Annotated in this window: 11 protein-coding genes; all 11 read right to left on the minus strand. The window is 63.2% G+C overall.

Annotation, left to right across the window (positions count from 1 at the left end; translation table 11 throughout):
- Positions 1–59 precede the first annotated feature (59 nt).
- Positions 60–1151, minus strand: a complete 1092-nt coding sequence (locus IAU68_RS10015; protein ID WP_171193742.1) for an ImmA/IrrE family metallo-endopeptidase — start codon at positions 1149–1151, stop codon at positions 60–62.
- Positions 1152–1349: 198 nt separating this feature from the next.
- The gene (locus IAU68_RS10020; protein ID WP_171193743.1) at positions 1350–4904 is read right to left on the minus strand and encodes an LPXTG cell wall anchor domain-containing protein; all 3555 of its coding nucleotides are present in this window, start codon (positions 4902–4904) and stop codon (positions 1350–1352) included.
- A 25-nt stretch (positions 4905–4929) separates the two neighbouring features.
- Positions 4930–5829, minus strand: a complete 900-nt coding sequence (locus IAU68_RS10025) for a SpaA isopeptide-forming pilin-related protein (RefSeq protein ID WP_171193744.1) — start codon at positions 5827–5829, stop codon at positions 4930–4932.
- A complete protein-coding gene (locus IAU68_RS10030; RefSeq protein ID WP_171193745.1) occupies positions 5829–6737 on the minus strand; it encodes a class C sortase in 909 nt (302 codons plus the stop codon). Before IAU68_RS10030 ends, IAU68_RS10025 begins: the two co-directional genes overlap by 1 nt.
- A gap of 133 nt (positions 6738–6870) precedes the next feature.
- On the minus strand, positions 6871–8595 hold the full coding sequence (locus IAU68_RS10035; protein WP_171193746.1) for a SpaH/EbpB family LPXTG-anchored major pilin: 1725 nt from the start codon (positions 8593–8595) through the stop codon (positions 6871–6873).
- A 347-nt stretch (positions 8596–8942) separates the two neighbouring features.
- Positions 8943–9821 (minus strand): class C sortase, encoded by an 879-nt coding sequence (locus IAU68_RS10040; protein ID WP_171193747.1) that lies wholly within the window; start codon positions 9819–9821, stop codon positions 8943–8945.
- A complete protein-coding gene (locus IAU68_RS10045) occupies positions 9805–11178 on the minus strand; it encodes a hypothetical protein (protein ID WP_171193748.1) in 1374 nt (457 codons plus the stop codon). Before IAU68_RS10045 ends, IAU68_RS10040 begins: the two co-directional genes overlap by 17 nt.
- A 34-nt stretch (positions 11179–11212) precedes the next feature.
- Positions 11213–12724, minus strand: coding sequence for a SpaH/EbpB family LPXTG-anchored major pilin (locus IAU68_RS10050; RefSeq protein ID WP_171193749.1), 1512 nt, complete (start codon positions 12722–12724; stop codon positions 11213–11215).
- Between the two features lie 105 nt (positions 12725–12829).
- Positions 12830–18664 carry a DUF5979 domain-containing protein gene (locus tag IAU68_RS10055; RefSeq protein ID WP_171193750.1) on the minus strand — a complete coding sequence of 1945 codons (5835 nt, stop codon included), beginning with the start codon at positions 18662–18664 and terminating at the stop codon, positions 12830–12832.
- 306 nt (positions 18665–18970) lie between these two features.
- Entirely contained in the window at positions 18971–19870 is a 900-nt protein-coding gene (ppk2, locus tag IAU68_RS10060; protein ID WP_171193751.1) for a polyphosphate kinase 2, read from the minus strand.
- A gap of 98 nt (positions 19871–19968) precedes the next feature.
- Positions 19969–20127 (minus strand): hypothetical protein, encoded by a 159-nt coding sequence (locus tag IAU68_RS10065; protein ID WP_171193752.1) that lies wholly within the window; start codon positions 20125–20127, stop codon positions 19969–19971.
- Positions 20128–20144 lie beyond the last annotated feature (17 nt).

The raw sequence follows: 20144 nt of genomic DNA on the forward strand, positions 1-20144 counted from the left end.
GCTTGTGTGCGTGAGAGGGCTTGTGTCAATCACGAGACAACGGACGCAGCAACTCTCACTCACGAGGCTTTTCTCCCTCGCGGTGGAATCCGCTCCGGCAGTTGCTCCTCAACGACTGACTCGAATAACACTTCCAGCGTTTTCCCTGTCGTGAGCTTCCTCTGACGGTACGCACTGAGCACCGCACTGCGATACTGAGGAGGAACCACATCCAGTTCCTTAACCATCGGGATTGCAAAACCAGCGCTTTGAAATTCTTGACTGTCTGGTTTGCGCTCAACCTCCAGTGCATAGGCTTTATCAGAGATGACACCGAGGTTTGCAAGATGTCCTAGTGTGGCGCTCCAACTCACACCGCACTGAGAGGAGACCGCCATCGCTAGCGCTCTGCTGCCCACATGCTTCGTCTCCATCCGTTCTACAAACGAGCGCGGCATCAGCAGGTGCGCTGCGAACGAATTCATCGCGCGTTCGACGTCCCCGTGCCCACAACCGGTTTCGAAAGACGTGCGATACACCCAGTGGCCGAGCTCATGCGCGAGCGTAAACCTGGACCGGAGAAACCCGGCGCACTTATCGACGAGAGCAATACCAAACTCAACACCTGGTTCGCGTTCAATCTCAGTTACCGCGCCTTCAAATGGAGATCCAGGGAAAGCCTGGGAAAATACAAGCAAACCAACGCGCTCACAGAACGCGGAGAGATCCTCAATCGGCTCATCGCCTACACCTGCCCAACCACGAACCTCAGCCGCTCGACGAGCGATAACGTCATGGTCTACGTCCAACCGAAAACCTTGATGTGCGGCAGGTGTGATAATGCCCTCGTTCACCAGTTGTTCAACGTGTACCGACAACCGTTCAAGGGCAAGATCAAATGCTGGAGAGACGCCGCCCTCCGGCGCCGGCTTCCGGCTTGCAACGAGTTGAGGCCGTTCCTCCAAGAACCATCCAATTGGCAGTCCTGTCGACTCCGCGACCACCGCAATGTCGAGCGACTGAGGAAAATCATCACCAGCTTCAATGGCAACTAGCCGCTCGGGTGAGATAGGCGAACTGCCGGTCGTCTCGGCGATGCTAAGTTCTGCAAGTTCTCGCGCCAACGCCATGCGTCGCGCGATCACACTCGCCTGCGTAACGGCATCAGTCATGCAGATATTATGCCATACTCCTAGGTGACGGATTCTCGCTCCTGGGTTAAGTGGCAATACACGCGAAGTCCAGGCGCCCCTTGAGGATCTTGCCGGCGTTCACCACGGGGAATCCAATAACGGCGAAAGGGCCCGGCCCAATCATTGCTGATCAGAGCCGAGCCCTTGTGCGTCGCTTAGCGACGACCCACCTAACCGTTAGGCCGCAACCTTTCGCCTGCCCAACAACGCGCCCGCGGCGATGAGCGCGCCACCGAACAAGATGGGCAACTGCAGGCCAGCGCCACCAGTCTTCGGCATATTGCCCTGGCGAACATTGGCGACTTCGAGATACGCCGTCTGCTTGTCGGAGACGACACTCCACACGCCCTGGGTTGAGATATCGGAGACCCATTTGCCGTCCGATTCGTACTCAACCGCGACACCCTGGTCCTGGACGGTTCCGCGGAACCGGACGGGGGCGGTAAGTAGCGAGTACACAACACCATCCTGGGTCGGTGCCTTCACCTCCACCAGGTCGTACTCCTTACCCGGCTCAAGCACCGTGTCAAGGGTGTACGTACCAGCTTCGGTGCCTGGTTCGAGGTCCCACGTTTGGGGAGCCTCGCCTTCGGCTGCGGCAACCTCGCGGACTTCGAACTGCGCCTCCGAGAGAGTGGTGTTGCGGTCGTCCAGGTCGACCTTTTTCACCTCGAGACCGAAGTTCGGCTGATCGGCCTTCGTATTGGCAACCACACACACGACGGTTGCGACGTGCGAACCACTGGTATTCACCGGAACCCTGAAGCCTGTAGCGCCCGTGTTCTGCACCTCCAACGGGGATTTCTCACCGTTCAGGTTTTGCGTACACACGGCGTTCTTCTCGTCTCGCTGATACAGCTTGTAGCCCTCTTGCTGATGCTCTGTGATCGTGGCCGTCGCCGGATTATCAGTAACAAGGTTCCAGGACGCCTGTGGCTTGTCGGCGCCTTCCTCATTGGCGGTGGTCTTGGAATCTGCGTAGACCAGATCATCGTTGCCAGCATCGATAATCGGGCTGTTGGCCATCACGGAGAACCCCCAGCCCTCAGCTCCGTCGGTGAGCACTTTGCCGTTGGCGTCGACGATCTGCTTTTGGACGATGATTTTGCCATGGCACAGTCTAGCGACCTCCTGAGCGATTGCTTCCAATTGTGCAGCAAGCGCCGAGTAGTTCTCGATGTGCACCGTGTCCCCAGGGCCAGAGATGTCCTCGCCCATTTGCTTCACTTCGCGAGTGCCGTATGTCCACTCTTCCATGTCTGTTGTATGGATCGCGTTGTAGTCTCCCAACTCGATAATATCCATGAGGTGGACCTTGTTATTCGTTTTATGCGTCGAATTAACTGCTTGCTCTACGTTGACGATAATTTCAGTGTTTGGGTATACCGCGTTCTCCCAATTATCGAAGACGTCTTTACCGTCGTATCGAGGCCGATTTTGCATCGACACCAGGGTCCCTCTCGGAATGGGTGCGCCACTGGAATACGAATAGATATTCTTCAAAACGTAATCCCGAGTCACCACATTGCCGGCTCGAAGCGTAAGGTCCACCTGGATCGGGACGATCCTGGTACCAGCCTCTTTCAACTTATTAGCCGCCAGAATAGCGCGGTTCAACGAACGCTCCTGCACGAAGGCACCAGCGTAATCATAAGGAGCACCAGCTGGAGTTCCGCCTCGGTTTTGCCAACCATCTTCATCGAAGGTCGGCATACCGTCCGTGATGAAGTAGACGACATCGTACCTCTGCCCCATCACCGCGTTAAGCGCCGCTTCCCAGTTGGTGGCATCACCATTCTTGGCAGTTGTCCAACCGTCAATCGCATTGGTAATGGTCGGATTTACTTGCCCATTAACTTCTAGAGGAACTGGTCCTCCAGTGCTACTGGTCGCAGTCCTGCCAAAGGTATACAGGCCGACTTCGGTGCCCGGCGCGCTCCTCAATGCCTCAACCATTGCCGTCGTGGCATCACGCGTCGACTTAAACCCGTTTTCATCGCCGTAATTAAGGGAGCGGGATTGATCCGCCACAATAGCGACCTTTAAACCGCATTTCTTGGGCATTTCGGGATTCGGGTACTGTTTTTCTACCCAGTCCGCACCATCGGGAGGCGAAACCTTCACCGGCTCCTTCGGCTCGACCAGGGACGTACCGTGGATCGTAGCGACTGCATCAATACTCTCCGGATTGTCGCTGAAATTGGAGGTCATGGTGAACTTCGCGCCGTTTGGTACCTGCACGGAATCGACCCGCTGTCCGTTCTTGACCGGGTAGACCTCAAACTCGACGTAATCGCTCGAAGTGCTTACAACGCGACGCTCGAACGAAACACCGGTTTCAGTCTTGTCCAGGTTAAAGCTGTACGCCTCAGTAGCCAGGATGCTGTTCGGTGCGTTAATACGTACGACTGCCTTGGAGAACGTCGAGCTCCCATCAACAGTTGCCGTGGTCTCGTACGGCGACTCACCGGTAGTTGTAGCGGGATTCAAACGGATACCGCCGCGGCCTTCCATGTCGAAACGCTTGGTTTCGTCGTCAAGCGGCACCGACGATGTCGAGGGCTGTGGCTGATCGCCCCGCGTCGGTTCTGCCGGTGATGACGGATCTGCCGGCGCGGTCGGGCCAGACGTAGGCGTCGCCGCTGACGTCGGTGCAGGTGCCGTACTGGGACCAACAGGCACCCTGAACGATCCGTAAACCTCGACGACGTAGCGGCTCCGGAGTGTGTCGAGATCGCTATCCCATGCATCGACACCATCGACGCCGATTTTCAAGCTGTCTTGACCTGATTGGATGATGAATTCGTCGGCGACCGGTGAATCACCAGTCTCGGGATTAAAGAAAACCGCCTCGAAACCCTTAACCCGGTTCCTATCGTCTCTGACTTGGGTAGGGCTGCGGAAGTAATGCTGCCCGTCCGCACCGTCATTTAAGAGAACCACCGCTTCGTCGTCAGCGTTGCGGCTGTTGTTCTCGGTGTTGCGAACTACAATGCGCGTGATTCTGATATCTTCGCCAACTTGGTTAGGCAGTTCGCCGGTAGGTCGGACTTTAAAATAAGGCTCCGTACCGATGTTGTCGAAACGTTCTTTACCGGTTCCGACGATTGGGGAGCTCAGTTGCACTTCCTCGGACCACTTGGTTTCGTCCGTCGCCCGCGCCATACCAACTCCGGTCGGGTTGGTGGAAGCAGCAGCATTCGCATTTTGGCCATACCCGGAAGGCGACAACTCCCGTGCAGTCGGAACCGCATCACTCTCTGCGATCGAGTAGGTAGCAGCGCCGGTGGTGCGAGCTTCCACCTCTACGAGTTTCGGCGGAACCTCGTTCAAGGCATCCAGGTCAAAGGCAATGTAACCGCCACCCGCGTTGTTGGTGAAGCCGTAGAACTCCGGGGCCAGCTTCTTGCCGTCGACGGTCAGCGACACGATTTCTTCGATTTCACCCTCACCGGAGCGCTTGATTCCGAAGATGTCCTCTAACGAGGCCTTGGCTCCATATCCCCATGCCTCGCCGTCGGAATCGTTGATGGTAATTACGTCGACGTCGCCGATACGGGTTGCTTGCACGGAAGCGGTTTCCGACACGGCAGCGGTCTCCTGCGCGTCGACCGGGTAGGAGCCCAGGCCCGCGGCGAGCGCGAACGAGGCAACCACGGCGGCGACTCCGCGAACGGAGCGACGGGAGCGCGAGCTAGCAGTTCGCGCTGCAGGCTTCAAAATGTTTCGCATAATCCTTGTTCCTAAATCCGCTTATCTACCGTGTGGTTTCTTCGTTCTTGCTGCGCCGGGCCAACACGAACCCGACCAGGATGAGCAACCCGCCGAGGCCCGCGGCCCACAGCACGTTCGCGCCGGTGGAGGCCAGGTCGCCGCCGCGGGAGCGATCCCGTGGCTGGGACTGAGTCACCGTGGTCACCGAGCCGTTGGGCTGCGTGGTCACGTAGGTGGAGGGTCTGGTGGTGATCACCGTGGTGGAGCCGTCCGACCGTGTGGTCGTGATCGTGGACTCCACCGGGGTGGGCACCGTGGTCTTTTCAGTTGTGCGCTCCGTCGTGCCGGAGGTGGTGGTCTCCGTCGCCGGGGTTGGGGTCGGTGTGGTGGACGGGCCGTCGCCGGTGTCGCCGTCCCACTTGGTCACGACGACGTTTTCGTAGGTGAAGCGTTCACCGGTGACGTCGGCAAGCGGCAGGATGATCAGGCGTGGGCTAGAGACGTGGTACTCGCGGTCGTCGTCAGGCGCCTGCTCCTCGAGCAGGTACAGGCCCGGCTCGAGGTTGGTGAACTGCGCCGCACCCTTGTCGTTCGTGGTGGCGGAGGTGATGGCGGTGGTGCCGGCGGCGCGGGCGTCGTCAAGCGAAAAGCCCCGGGCCTTCTCACGGCCCTCGTCAGTGGTCACGTCCAGGTTGTTCACGCGCGACAGGTTGAACGTCGCGCCCTCGACGGCCGGGGGCTTCTCGCCGGCTGGGACGTCGTCGTAGGGGTTGGTGGCGACCTTCTTCACCAACAACGAGATCGGATGGGACGTATCCACGCTGTCGGCGGCGATATTGGAATCGTTGCCGCTGACCACGCGGGCGTCAGCACCCGGCGCGAACAGCCCGGCCGCCAGCACGGATGCCGCGCCGAGCGCCGCCACAATCTTCGGGGTGCGCATTAGGACTGAACCTCCTCGTTCATAGCGTCCTTGCGGTCGCTCTTTTTCTTTTCGCGGATGATCCACCAGATCAGGGCCGCCAGTACCAACAGCGCCACCGCGCCAAGGACCCACATCCACCACTGGATGGTCGAGGTGGACTCGTCGAGCACTTTCTCTTCGTCCGCATCCATCGGCACGCGCTCCGCGTGGACCAGCAGACGGTGGGTGTTAATGCCGTACGGAGTGCAGGTGACCAGCGTGAGCAGGTCGCGGCCCGCCTCCGCGCGCAGGCTGTCGGTCTCGTCCGGAAGCACAACCTCGGTCTTGTACACCTGGTACTTCATGCGCTTGCCAAAGGTGGACACGTAAATGGCGTCGCCTTCTTTGACGTCCACGAGGTCGTCGAAAAGCGTTGCCGTAGTCAGCCCGGTGTGGCCGGTGATCACGGAGTGGAAGCCCTCGCCGCCGGTGGGCAGCGCCGAGCCGTACAGGTGGCCGAGGCCCTTCCGCAGTGTGTTGTCGCTGGTGCCGTGGTAGACGGGCAGACGCACGTCAATCGACGGGATGGCTAACTGCGACATCGCGGACACACCGGCGAGGTGGCTTTCGTACGCCTTGTACTCGGCGTTGTCCTCGCTGATTCGCGCCAGCCACGGGTCGAGGATCGGGCCGTCGGTGTGGGTGCGGTTGTACTCGATCGCCGCCTCGTACGCGCGGTTGACCTGCTCCGGCGGCGCGACCGACAACTGCTCTTCGTACTGCTTGGCCACCTGCTCCTGCACCCGGTTGTTCCACTGCGTGGAGATCACCGGGTACATCAGCACCATCAGGCCAGCGAGAATGATGATGACGGGCAGCGCGACGCGCTGGAAGAACGACTTCTGCGCCGGCTGCTGCCGATGCTTCGCCTCCACTGCTGTTGTCACTGCGTCATCCTCTCCGGGGCCATCGCTTATCGACGACACCCTTCTCGCCAAAACTGGGACAGGAATTTTTCGCCCTCCTGTCGGCGGGCGTGTGCGCCCCGGCGTGTGTGCCGGGGCGCCTCCCGGTCAGCGGTTATGCGGACTGGGAGTTGCGGCGTGCCGCGTAGACACCGCCGCCGATGATGGTCAGGCCGGCCAGGGCCATGATCAGCACACCCATGCCACCGGTGTTCGGCAGCAGCGGGACGTTGCGCTTGATGTTGTTCACGGCAACGCCGTTGGCGATCTTCGTGCCAGCAGCCTCGAAGTTCGCGGACTTCACATCGGTGTTGGTGAGGAAGCCCGCCGGCTGGCCGCCGTTCTTGGTCTCACGCGTCAGCTCGAGTGGGTAGACAGCATCCTTGTCGAAGCTGTAGCCAGCCGGGGCGTCGGTCTCACGCAGGCAGTACTTGCCTGGGTCCTCGACCAGAGCGTCGTCGGCGTAGTCGGTCACATGCAGGCCCTCGAAGGTGAGGGTGCCGTCCTCGCCGGTTTCGCCCTTGGCGATTGCGTCGCCGTCAAAGGCGGTGCCGTCAGTGTTGCACTTGCCCACCTCGAAGGTTGCTCCCTGCAGAGCGGTACGAGTGCCGTCTTCTTCACCGGTCTTGAACACCTGGATGTTGCCGAAATAGGAGACAACCTTGTCGTTCGGGGTCTCGTTCGGCGGGGTGTCACCCGGCGGGGTGTTCGGCGGGGTCTCCGGCGGAACCTCCTTGAAGTTGCTGTCGTCGGTGGAGTGGCGGAAGTACTCGCGGACGGAGTTCTCCACTTCCTGATCATTGTTCGCGCCGTCGAGCAGGTCCGCGGTCACGGTAGCGATCACGCGGTCGCCCGGCTTGAGCACGGACGGCTTCACGCCGACGAAGAATCCAGCGTTCGCGCCATCAGCGAGGTTCTCGTCCGCGACGGAGGCGTAGCCCTTATCCGCGCCGACAGCGAAATCAGTGCCCTTGGTCAGCTCAGTCTCAGTACCGTCGGTGCTGATGACCTTGACGGTCAGGTTCTCGTAATCCGGGGTGATCTCCGTGTTGTTGTACGCATCGCGGAGGCCGAACCAGTCGAGCTTCTTGCCTTCCTGGGCGGACGGCACGATACCGGTCAGCGTGTAGGTCACCTGATCCTCGTTGAGGACGTGCTTATCCTTATCGACGACAGCCTTCTCCACGCGTGCGAAGGAGTTCTTCGGGTACACGTTGACGTTGGAAATCCAGCCCTTGCCGTCAGTGCTGGTCATCGGCAGGAACACGATGAACGGGTCGGCCGGGACGAGAGTCTCGGTACCGTTCGACTCGTAGCCAGCATCGGCCGGGCGTGCATTCTCCCACTCGGTCTCGGTGACGAGGTATGCACCGGCAGGCAGGTTAGGGAAGGTTGCCTGGCCGTTGCTGTCGGTAGCGATCTCCTGAGCGGTGAACCCGTCATCCGTGGTGATCCCCGGCTTCTTAGCAACGCCAGCCTTGTTGTACTCCTGGGAGAGCTTTGCCAGACGGTTGAAGTCCTCCTGCTTACGAATGTCCCCCTGGAGCTTCTCAACCTTGAACGTCGCGCCCTGAAGCGCCTCGCCGGAAATATCGGCGTCTGCTTCACCGGTGCCGACGCGCAGCTCGGTCGGGTTGTAGCGCTTGTTGACCACGAGGGAGAAGTTGTCCCCCTCCGGGATGGTGTTGGACGCAGCGAGCTGCTCGGTTGCGCGCGGGCCCGGGGCCTCCGCGTTGGTGGTCTGCGCCAGCGCGTCCTGCGCGGCGATGCCAGCCGAGCCGGCAAATGTCAGGCCCGCGGCGATGGCGATCGCGGCGGTCTTCTTGATGGCAATTGCCATGGGAAATCCTTTCGGAGAATTGAAGTTCGCTGGGCCCGTTTTTGGTCAGCGAGAAGAGGAATAGCCTCTGGGCCCAGCTTGGGCTCCGATAAAAACCTTAAGGGAGGGTCCAAGTTCTGTAAAGGGCTACTGCCTGCGCGTTTTGAGATTCTTACCTTTAGCTCAGGAATAGACCCGTGAAATACCCGTGTTTATTAACGACCGTACTGGGACTTTGATTGGTTGTTCAACACTTTCGCCGGGCATAGAAGCGCAAAAATAGACACAACGTGATGTTGCGCACACAGAACCTGTGGCAAAGTTAGGAAAAGGTTCCGGGACACCTGCCGATGGGACGTGAACCGGCTTTATGCTGCGCCTTCGACGCTTACCCCGCCGCGCACCCCTTCGCGCCGGCGCCTGCGCCTATCCCGCCACCGCTTCCACAGAATCAGCAGGATCACGAGCAGGATGAGCAGCACCACGGCGATCATCCACCAGGACCACACGAAGGCATCCACGGTCGGCTCAGGCGTGCCGGGGTCGAGCGGTGCCCGCTCGGCGTGCACCAACAACCGGTCGGTATTGAGCCCGTACGGGGTGCAGGTGATCAGGGTGATCTTGTCCTTGCCGGGCTCGTAGGTCACGGCGTCGTAGTCGTCGGGTTTGACCACCTCGCGGGAGGTCATGCGGTAGCGCAGGCGCTCGCCCATGACGTCGATAAAGATGTCGTCGCCGGGCTTGAGCATGGGTAATTGGTCGAACATGGCGGCGTTGACCATGCCGGTGTGCGCGGAGATCACCGCGTTGGTGCCGTCGCCGCCGACGGGCAGGGTGGAGCCGTACATGTGGCCGGCGCCGTCGTAAAGCACGTCGGCGCGGGTTGTGTGGAACACCGGCAAGTCGACATTGATGCGCGGGATGCGCACGCGCGCCATCACGTGGTAGCTCTCCGGCAGCGTCAGTTGCGCCATGTAGTCGTCGAAGCCGGGGTCGCCTGCCTCCGGCGCGCGGGCGTGGGGGCCCGCGGCCAACAGACGCTCGTTGTATTCGTGGGCGAGGCGGAGTTGTTCGGCGCGGGTGTCGTCGCTAAGCGATTGCACCGCGTCTGCGTACTCCTCGTTTTGCTGAATCTGCCGGTACTGCGCGGACAGCGTGGACGCGATCGGGTACAGCAACAACAGCGCGCCGAGGATCAGAATGATCCACGACACGACGTTGCTGCCGCGCTTAGTTTTCGTCGTCATTGCGCCTGCGCAGGATCAGTCCGAGGATGATCAGCAGCACCGCCAGGCCGGTAATTCCGATGACACTCGCACCCGTGGAGGCGAGGTCACCGACGCGCTCGCGTATCGACGACCCGTTGCCTCCCCCGGCTTTCCGTACCGCCGTCTCCGTCACGGTAGCCGTCGAACCGTCGGTGCGGGTGGTCTCCCGGGTGATCACCTCGGTGACGGTGGCGCTATCGGTCACCGTCGCCGCAGCTGTGGTCTCCCCCGCTGCCGCCTCGAAGCACTTGTCGCGCTCGACCACGTTGATGTGGTTGACGTGCCGCACCGTCACCGGTGCACGGCTGGCGTCCATGCCGTCGGCGGTCAAGGTGGCGGTCGCCTCGAGGTCGCCGAGCGTGGTGTTACGCACCGGGCCACTCCCCCACGGCTTGTCGGCGTTTGCTTTCGCCGGCACCCAGGCCTCCACCGTGGTTGCCGGGTCGAATGACTTCAGCCGCGCGACCGTACTGCGCCCCGCGGCGGTGAGGGTGAAGCGGGCTTCACCGCCACCCACCTGGCGCTCGTCGTAGTCGGTGCCGCGAGTCAGGTCGATGCTCTCGCCCGCGCCGTGGACGGACAGCTTCGGCGCGGAGAGTTTGTTCACCGGCTGCTGTTTCCGGGTCGTGCCAGTGACCTTCGTGGTGGACGTGGCGGCATCGAAACGCAACGGCTGCGCGCCGAGCGCAAGGACGCTGCGGGGTTTGTCGTCCTCCCACTGCACCGTGTGGCCGCGGGAGAACTCGAGCGCCAACTCGTAGGTATCCAATGTGCCGTCGGTGTTCAGGTTTGGCACGGTGGCGACGAAGTCATACTCGACATAGGTGCCCGGCGCCGCGGCGTCGCGCCACTCCGGCGTGTTGCAGGCGGTCAGCGGGTCTACCGAGATGCCGAGCTCCTGCGCCTTCGGTGCCACCGCCTGTGTGCCGTCGTCCGCGGTGAGGGCGACGACGAACGGCGCGTAGGAGACCCGTGTGTCCTGGGTGTCCGGGTTGTCGGCCACGCTGACGAGGTACACGCCTGCGCCGAGGCCGCTGAAGTCGACCCTGCCGCCGGTGGTGGTTTTGGTCGCCACCGGCTGCAGGCGCTCCGGGGCATTGCGCTTCAGCGCCGGGATGTCCAAGGCCTGGAGGTCGTCGGGGGTGGGGCTGGTGTCGTCGATACGCAACAGCTCCACTTGGCGGTCGCCGATGCGCTCGAACCACTCCGCGCCGACGGATTCTTTCAGGTCGACGCGGATCTGCCCGTCGGCGGCGAGCGCCGGGGCAGGCGCACACGCGAGGAAGGCAGCAGCACACGCCGCGGCGAGACGCGCGCGGGTGGTGGGCTTGAGCATGCTGGTGTCCTTCCTTGGTGCGGCTGGGTGCGGCTTACGCGTTGCGACGGCTCAACTGGTACGCAGCACCACCGCCGAACAGCACGAGGCCGAGCGCCAGGATGTAGAGCATCGTGCGCTCACCGGTCGCGGGCAGGCGGCCGAAGATGTTGTCCTTCACGTCGTTGACGGCCACGGTGTAGACCGGACGGTTCGTGTCGGTGCCCTCGGTGGTGAGGGTGAGCAGCTGCGGGTCGGGGTTGACCAGGTAGCCGGCCGGAGCCTTGGTCTCCACGGCGCAGTACTGCACCGTCGGGTTGAGCTGCATGCCGAAGCCGGAGGCAACTGCCGCCTTTGCGGAGTCCACGTCGCCGCCCTGTGCGGTAAACGTGGTCGCGAGCTCGGTGGAGTTGGCGGTTGCGGTGCCCTTGATGGCCTCGGCGCCGTCGGCAACGGCGTAGCCTTCACCCTCCGGGGCGCACGGGTAGATCTCAAACTCCGCGCCGTCGCCGGTCTTGCCGTCTTCCACCGGGTTGCCGTTGAGGGTCTTGGTCACCTCGACATTTGCGTACTGCGTGGTGGTGTCGTTGGTGTCCTGGTCGCCGTCCTTTTCGGTCTCCGGCTTGGACTGGATCGGCTCGTCGCGGTTCGGCACGTACACGTTGGCGGTGTTGTTGATCTTGCCGTTCGCCGGGATCGCGTTGACCTCGGCCTTGAACACGACCTGGACGGTCAGGCCCGGGTTGTCGGCGCGCAGGGTCTCCAGGCGCTGCAGGCCAGCCGGGGTGAACTCGACGGTGAGGTTCTGGCCGTCGTTGCTGATGGTGTAGTCGCCCTCGTCCAGGGTGGTGTCGTCCGCGCCGGTCAGGGTGACCTCGGCGGAGTCAGCCACGTACGTCAGCTCCTGCTGCAAATCGTCGGTGATGCGGAACTGGCTGATGGTGCGGCTGCCGTCCTGTAGCACATCGCCGGCCGGCACCGGGGCCTTGATGGTGTAGGTGATCTGGTCGCCGATGTTGGCGTTTGCGTCGTCCGCCGCCTTCGTCGGATCCAGCTTCTGGTTCTTCGGGGAGACGGTCGGCGTGTAGGTCAAGGAGCCGTCCTGCTGCGTCAGCGGCAGGGTGACCAGAAACGGGGCGGCGACAGTGTAGTTACCGTTGGTCTTCTCGGTGACCTTGTAAATGCCCACCGGCAGGTCGGTGAACGCAGCCACGCCGTCGGCGTCGGTGGCCTTCGTCTGCGCGGTGAAGGTGGTGTCGATGGTCGCCTCGCCAGCACCGGCGCTGACGATCTCGCCGGCCTCGGTCCAGCCCGCGGCGGTGTTTAAGCCGTTGGTCATCTGCACTCGCTCGACAGTGAACTCGGTGCCCTCGACGGTACCGGTGGCGGCGCCCGGGTCGCCCTCCTGCTTATTGATGGTCAGCGTGCCCGTCTTGCTCACGTCAACCGCCTGGTTGTTCTGCGCGACCGCCACCGGGGTGAGGTCGGGCGCGAGTGCGAGCGGGGTCGCGGTGGCGAAGGCTGCCGCTGCGGCCAGCGCGAAGGTCTTGGTGGAAATGTTCGACATGGTTCGAATCCTTTGCAGTGTGTGGTGTGGAGTTGGTTGGTTTCGGAAATATGCGTGACGGATTATGAGAGCCCGTACACCGTCCGCTTGTAGCGGGCGAATTTTCTACACTTCAACGAGCTCACCGCCTTCCGCGGCCTCGTCCTCGCGCCGCGCGACACGCCACGCGCCATAGCCGAACAGCGCGATGCCAAGCAGCAAGAAGACAACCAGCGTCTGCTCGCCGGTCTCGGGCAGGAGCATGCTTATCGACGACGCCGGCCTCAGCGCTGCCTGTGCATCCTTCGCCGCAATCGTCTGGGTCGCCCCACCCGCCACGGCCTGCGCGGTCACCGTCACGGCGGCGTCGCCGTCGGACGGGTAGCGCCAGGTCTGCCCCGCCGTCGCCGGGATGGCCACGTCGAAGGCACAGACGAACTGCTCGCCGACGCCAAGGTCGCGGGCGGGGCAGATGGAGGTCGGGATGGTGCCGTCGTCGTCAAGCGTCACCTGCTCGGAGCCGCGCGAGACGGTCATGCCGGCCAGCGACGGGTCCGCGACGGTGAAGTTCGACAGCGGGAACTCGCCGGTGTTGCGCACGGTGTAGTTCACGTGCATCGAGGTGGCGTCGTGCGGCAGCAGCGTCGTGCCGAAGGCCTCGCCGGTGAACTCGCCGAGCGGGGTGCCGTCGATGGACTTGTCCACATCCAGGCCCGGGAAGGTGTTCGTGGCGGTGACGTGCCAGCGGCTGCCCGCCTGCGCCAGGTCGGTCGCATCGGTTACCGGCTCGACTTCGAACTCCACCGAGTCGGCGTCGCCGTCGAGTGCGGTGACGAGCTCGCCTGCGCTGGTGAGCTGGAACACAGACGCGGCGTCAGGGTTGCCGTCGTCGAGCTCGTCGATGAAGCAGCGGCTGTCCACCGGCACGCCCTCGAGCGTGTAGGTGCCGCCGGTCTCCAGCTCGAACTCGCCGGGCTCGACGCCGCAGCCTTGGTAGAAGCGGAACGCGCCCGAGGTCGGGCCGGTGGCCTGCTTGGTAAAGGTCACGTCGTAGCGCGCACGCGGGTGGTAGATATCCGCGGCGACGGTGAGCCCGGCGCTATCCGACGGCAAGGTGCGCGCCGTAGAAAACGCGAAGGAGTACTGCTTGTCGGCGCCGGTGGGCTCGTCGATGCGGGCGAGCGAGCCAGCGGGCACGTTGGTGGTCTCGCCCCAGGTGGCGTACTGGGCAAGCGGGGTACGCTCCCCCGCCGTGACCGCAAGTTCGCCGCGGGGCGCAAGCGCCGGGCTGCCCGTCAGGTCCAGGGTGCAATCCACACCGACTGGGAGGTTGACTACCTGCCCGCCCGCCGGCGCCTGGAGGGTGCGCGGCAGTTCGCCGTTGCCCACCGCGGCCGCGGGGAAGGTCTGCGTGAGGGTGGTGTTGGCGGGGTCGTCGCAACGCACCTGCGCCGTGTAGCCCGCCGGGTCCGTGCCGGCGAGGTAGCCAGAGTTGAACACGTCCAGGCGCACCGGTGCTGTGCGGCGTTCGACGCGGTTGACAAAATGCAAGTCCGCCGGGTCGGTGGCGCCCGGGTTCGGCGCGTAGTTGCGCACCACGGCCTCATCCGGCGCGATCGTCAGCACCTCCGGGGTGTTCGCGGCATCCTTTTCCTGGAACGTGCACAGCGAGCCCGCCGGCACCGTCGCCGCGCCCGAGACGAACGTGCCGTCCACGAAATCGCTCTTCCGGATCTGTGCCGGGACGACGTAGCTGTCCGCCGGGCGGAGCTTCTCCGGGATAAACGAGCTCTCGCCGACCGTGCTGGTCTGGTAGCCGATCGCCTTGCACTGCAGTGCGAAGTTGAACGTGTAGTCGTCCGGGATCTCCGCGATATCGCCGCCCAAGCCGGCAAGGTCCTTGCTCAGCCGCACCGTGGAGGTCTCGTACTCGTAATGGTTGTCCAGGCGCACACGGTTACGAGCCGGGTCGTCGAGCGTGAGGAAGGCCGGCGAGGTGGTCTTGTCGTCGGTAAGCGTCTGGTCCGGGTAGGCGTTGCCGCCTTCGCGGTCGACTACCCAGTCCACGTACGCGGGCCGCAGGAACGCCTTGAGATCATCGGTGCCGTCGTTCATCTCGAGGGCGAGCGAGCCGAACTGATCGCCGGTGAGCTGACAGTCCGCGCCGACCGGCACGCCGTCAAACGTCGTGGTGCCCTCGCCCTTGATCGCGCCCGGCTGCTGCTGCAGCACCGCGGTATCGCCGGTCTCGGGATCGCGGCAGACCAGGTTGAACTCGTGGTTGTACAGCGATTCCTGCAGGTCCTTGCCCGCGTTGGCGTACTGCGCGCGGATCGCGTCGGTGGGCAAAATGGCGCGCTTGGTCAGCTCGATCGACGTCGTGCGGCGCTCGTAGGTGTTCACGAACAGCAGCGTCACGCCCTTGGCGTTGTCCACAGTGAACTTCGCGGTGCCGCCGTCGGTGCGAGCGCTGTTGACGTCGATAGCTTTCCTCAGCGTGATGCCGACCGCAGTGGTCGTGTCGCCCTCCGTGATGGTGCAGGTCGAGCCGACCGCGGCGCGGGTGCCGCCGGGCGCTTGGCCCTGCTGCACCGTCGTGGAAATGTTCGGGCCCGCGGTACCGTCCGGGTTGGTGCACACCAGGTTGACCGGGAACACGCGGTTCGACTTAATCGCGCGGCGCGGCTCGGAAATAAGGTTGTTCGGATCGTTGAAGACGACCTGCTTTGTGCCAGCCACCGGCGCTTCGATGAAGTCGTACTCGTGGTGGACGTCCATGGTCGACTGCATGCCGATGGTGAACTCGCCGCCGTTGTCCACGTCGGTGATGTGCTCGTCGTCCGACGCGTAGAGGTACTCGGATGTCGCCTGAATCGGGTAGTCGCGCCCGTCCGCGGTGGTGCGGGTGGCGCTATCGCCGGTTTCCGTCAGCGTGCACGCCGTGCCCTGCGGCACCTGCGCGGCGGTGAACACCCGGCTTTCTCCAGGCGCGAGGTCGAACGATTCGGTGAACCCGTTGTCACAGTTCAGGACATAGCTTAACGACGACAACGCCAACGATTCGCGCCCACCCGTACGCAGACTCACGGTCAGGCCGTTGCCCGCGGGGCGGTACGTGTTGGTCACCGTGGCGGTGTTCTGCGCCGCGTCGACGCCGAGCTTCACGTCCTGCACGTCGGTGGAAAACAGGATGCCGCCGGCGACCTTCGGGGTCTCCTCCGCGAAGGTGCAGGTGTTGCCGTACGGCACGCCCATAGCACCGTTCTGGTCATTCGCAGCGGCGTCGTCGGCGACCAGCGTCGCCGTGCCGTCGGCGGCGACGGTGGCGCGGCCGGTCAGTTCCACCGCGCGCGACTGGCCCGCCACCGAGGTGGCGACGTTGCGCGAGCCGCAGCGGAACGTAAATGCGTACGACTGCGGCAGGCTACCCTGCACCTGCGCGTCGACGACCTTGCGTAGCGAGACCGTCCCCAGCTTCGGGTCGAAGGTGTTGACCAGCGTCACCTGGTTGCGGTCCGTGCCGGAGACCACGCGGATGGTGGTCACAGGCTGCGTTTTCGCTTCCTCGTTGGTCAGGGTTTTCACCTGGTCGCTCGCATCCGAGGCGCGCACCTTAGCCCCCTTGAACAGAGTGGTCGCGGTATCGCCCGGCAGGTCTTCCCAGACGGTGCAGGAGGCGGAGGCGGGGATGTCGTCGACACGCGCCTCGCCCTGAGAACCGTTCAAGGTGGCGGTGCCTTCGGCGACGGTGCGGCCTTCCACCTGGCAGCGGTAGTGAGCGGTGTAGCTCAACCGCTCCACGTCGGCGGCGCCGGCGGCAAGGCCGTTGACCTCGTTGCGGATGTACAGCGGGAACGTTAAGTAGTCGTAGCTGGTGGTGAAATGCAGCTCCGGGGAGGTGCCCTCGCGCAGCGTGAAGTGGTAGGCGCCGGCGACATCCGGGGTTGACGGTTGCCCCGCGAGCGTGGCGTCGCGGCTGATGAACTCGATGGTCTCGCGCTGCTTCTGAGTCAGGTCGGTCAGCGGCGCGATCGAGCAGTCGCGCTCGACCGGAATGCCGTCGAGCTTCGTCGCCGCCGACGGGTTCGCGCTAGTGAGGTTCAGCTCGAACTCTCGCTTGATGTCCGTGCCCGCGCACACGAGGCGGAAGCGGTACGTGCCGCCGACCTTGCCGTCGGTGACCGGGTCGCCGACGATGGTCTTGCTGAAGTTCAGCGAACCGGCACGGTACGTGTAATTGTTGTTCGCGCTCGCTGCGCCCACTGCCGTCGGGGCCGCGCCAGTGGTCGGCAGCACGACTGTCACAGGCGCCTTCGGATCGCCCGCTGCCCCCTTGTTCCACGACAATTTCAGGTCCGTGCCGGCCGGTGGTTGAGCAGCGCGCTCCGTCACCGTGCAGGTGGCCCCCTGCGGCAGATTGCCCACCGTGGAGATGGTGCCCGCCTCCACCACCGCGTCGCCTTCCAGCTTGACGTCGGGATACGCCTGCGCGAACCCCTCCGGCACACGGCACGCGTAATGGAGGGTATATTTCTGCAACTTGTTCTCGTCGAAGCCCGCGGCGTTGCCGTCGACCGTCTTGCTCAAATCCAGCTTCGCCGGCTTGAACTTGGATTCCCAGTTCACGGTGCAGTTGAGTTTGTTATTGTCCGGGTTATCCACCAGCAGCGTTGACGTCTCGCCCTCGTTGGTGAGCGTGTAGCCGGCCGGCACGGCGCCCGCGCGGATGGTCTCGGACGTCGCGCTTCCGCCGGAGTTGGTCAGCACACATTTCCACACCGGGTTATAGCGGTTCGGGGCATTGCTTAACGACGACCGAAACCCCAACGTATCCTCCGGCACACCGTTAACATCCAGCGAGCGCATGAGTGTTGCCGTGCCGCCCTCGGTGATCCTGATCGGCGATTCTTTGCCGGTCGTGTTGCTGCGGGAGAAGGCCTCGTAGTTCGCCGTGGCCTTCGACTCGGCGCCGAGAAAGTAGTTCTCGGCATCCTTGTTCACCGTGGCCAGGGCGTCGTTGTTAGCAAACTCGATGCGGCTGAGTCCGATGCCCAGCGCGAACGCCTGCTGACCCGATCCGCCGACGGTGCCGATACCGATCTCCATCGACGTGGGGCTATTCACACCGACGATGAACCCGCCGTACGCCCGTGTGGACGCACGATTGTAGTCTGCGTTCTCCTGAACCCAGCAGATGAAGTCGCGCTGCAGCGACCCGTTGGTACCCCACAGGCTGGCCTGCGGCTCGGTGCCGGCGCCGTAAATAGACTTGCCGCTCTGCCAGGAAAGACACGCGTCCTTGTAGCCGTCGGGGGTCAAACGCGTCGCGGGTGTTACGCCCTTACTGTTCGGACTGGTGTTGGACACGTCCAGGATTTCGCCCGGAAACGCTCCGGCTCCGGTGGATTCGGCATCCGCCATGGCGAAGCGGTAGTTGCTCACGCGGTTGCCGGCGGCGTCGGTGATCGCGATGTTGCTGAAGGTGTAGCGGGCAAGGCCGCCACCGCGGATGGCGACGACATCGTTCGCCGTGGCCGAGCTCTGACGCTCAAAGAAGCCGGTGCCGGTCTTGCCAAACGCCGATTGATCCCAAGGGGACTTCGTCGTCGCTTCCCTAACGGTGGTGCCCTTCGACTCCAGCTTCACGTCGAACTTCAGCGTGTAGTCGCCCACTTTCTTCGTCAGCGTCGCCGTGCCACCGTTCGTGGTGGGCAAGCCGGTCAGGTCGAGCCAGCAGATCTGGTTCGCCCAGTTCTCTGCAACCCCGGTGCCGGCACGAAACGAACAGTTGCCAAAGTTCACGCCATCGGCGATGGCCGCAGTCGACTGTGCCTGCGCCTGCTGCGAGCCCGGGTACACCGCAGCGGCGACGGTGAGGACCGCCGCCAGAGCCAATGCAGCCCACACCACCACCGCACGGCGTGCGCGGGCGGCGAAAGTGGGGCGGGCGTATTGAGTCATAGATCCTCGGCTCGACAAAATGTAGATGACGCATCACCTATCTGGTTGTGACAACCAAACGTTACGCCCGAGAGCCCGAGAAATAAACAGAACTTTTTCCCGACGAAAAAGTTGGACGGCCCTACTGCCTGCGGTTTCCACACAGCACTTACCCAGACTCCCCCATACCCGCACGTCGCCAGCGAACATATTGCCCGAAAGTATCTCACAGAGGCCTGCCGAGGACGCTGGTGATCTTGGTCACACAAAATGACGTCGGCCCCCGACACCGTGGGGTGCAGGGGGTCGTCGTCAAGCGAAATGCGTTTAGTCGCCGATCTGGTCGCGACCGCGCTTCACAATCAGCGGGTCCGGCTCGCCAACCAACTCATGATCCTTGTTCGTGTACTCGAACTTGGACAAGATGTAGCGCATCGCGTTGAGGCGAGCGCGCTTCTTGTCGTTGGACTTAATGGTGATCCACGGCGACTCGTCGGTGTCCGTGTAGCGGAACTGCTCCTCCTTGGCGCGGGTGTAATCCTCCCACTTGTCCAGGGACGCGAGGTCCATAGGCGAGAGCTTCCACTGACGCACCGGGTCGACCTGGCGGATGGCGAAGCGGGTGCGCTGCTCCTTCTGCGTCACGGAGAACCAGAACTTGGTCAGCGAAATGCCGGAGCCGAGGATCATGTTCTCCAGCATCGGAACCTCGCGGAGGAACTCGGCGTGCTGGGACTCGGTGCAGAAGCCCATGACGCGCTCGACGCCGGAGCGGTTGTACCAGGAACGGTCGAAGAACACGATCTCGCCCCCAGCCGGGAAGTGCTCGATGTAGCGCTGGAAGTACCACGAGGTGCTCTCGCGTGGCGACGGCTTCTCCAACGCCACGGTGCGCGCACCACGCGGGTTGAGGTGCTCGTTGAAGCGCTTGATCGTGCCGCCCTTACCGGCAGCGTCGCGGCCCTCGAAGAGGATGATGTGGCGCTGACCGGTGTCCTTCGTCCAGTTCTGCCACTTCAGCAGCTCGATCTGGAGGGCGCGCTTTTCCTTCTCGTAATCGTCGCGGGACAGCCGCTCGTCATACGGGTAGTTCTCGCGCCACGTCTGGATCGCGGTGCCATCCGGCATGAGCAGCACCGGATCGTCCTCGTCAGTGTCGTCAACAACCCAGCCCTCGGTTTCGGCCAGGTCGATCATCGGCAGTTCGTCATCCTTGTGGTCAGCCATACGTCTCATTCTATTCGGGATCGGGCGTTAGCGCTGGCAAAGTATTCGCAACGCAAAAACGCCCCGTCGCTTAGCGACGAGGCGTTGCAGAAAGGCTCTTAAGCGACGAGGCCGAGGAGCTTGGAGAGAGCCTCAGCGAGCTCGCCGAGGTTGCCGAGCAGCTCAACGAGAGCGCCCGGGATCTGGGTGATCTCAGCGCCGTTAGCGCCGGTGCCGGTGCCGGAGGAAAGTGCGACCCAGTTGGTCAATGCGTCCATGATTTATTCTCCTTGTG

Origin of the sequence: Corynebacterium lujinxingii, assembly GCF_014490555.1 — a bacterium.
GTDB classification, from domain to species: Bacteria; Actinomycetota; Actinomycetes; order Mycobacteriales; family Mycobacteriaceae; genus Corynebacterium; species Corynebacterium lujinxingii.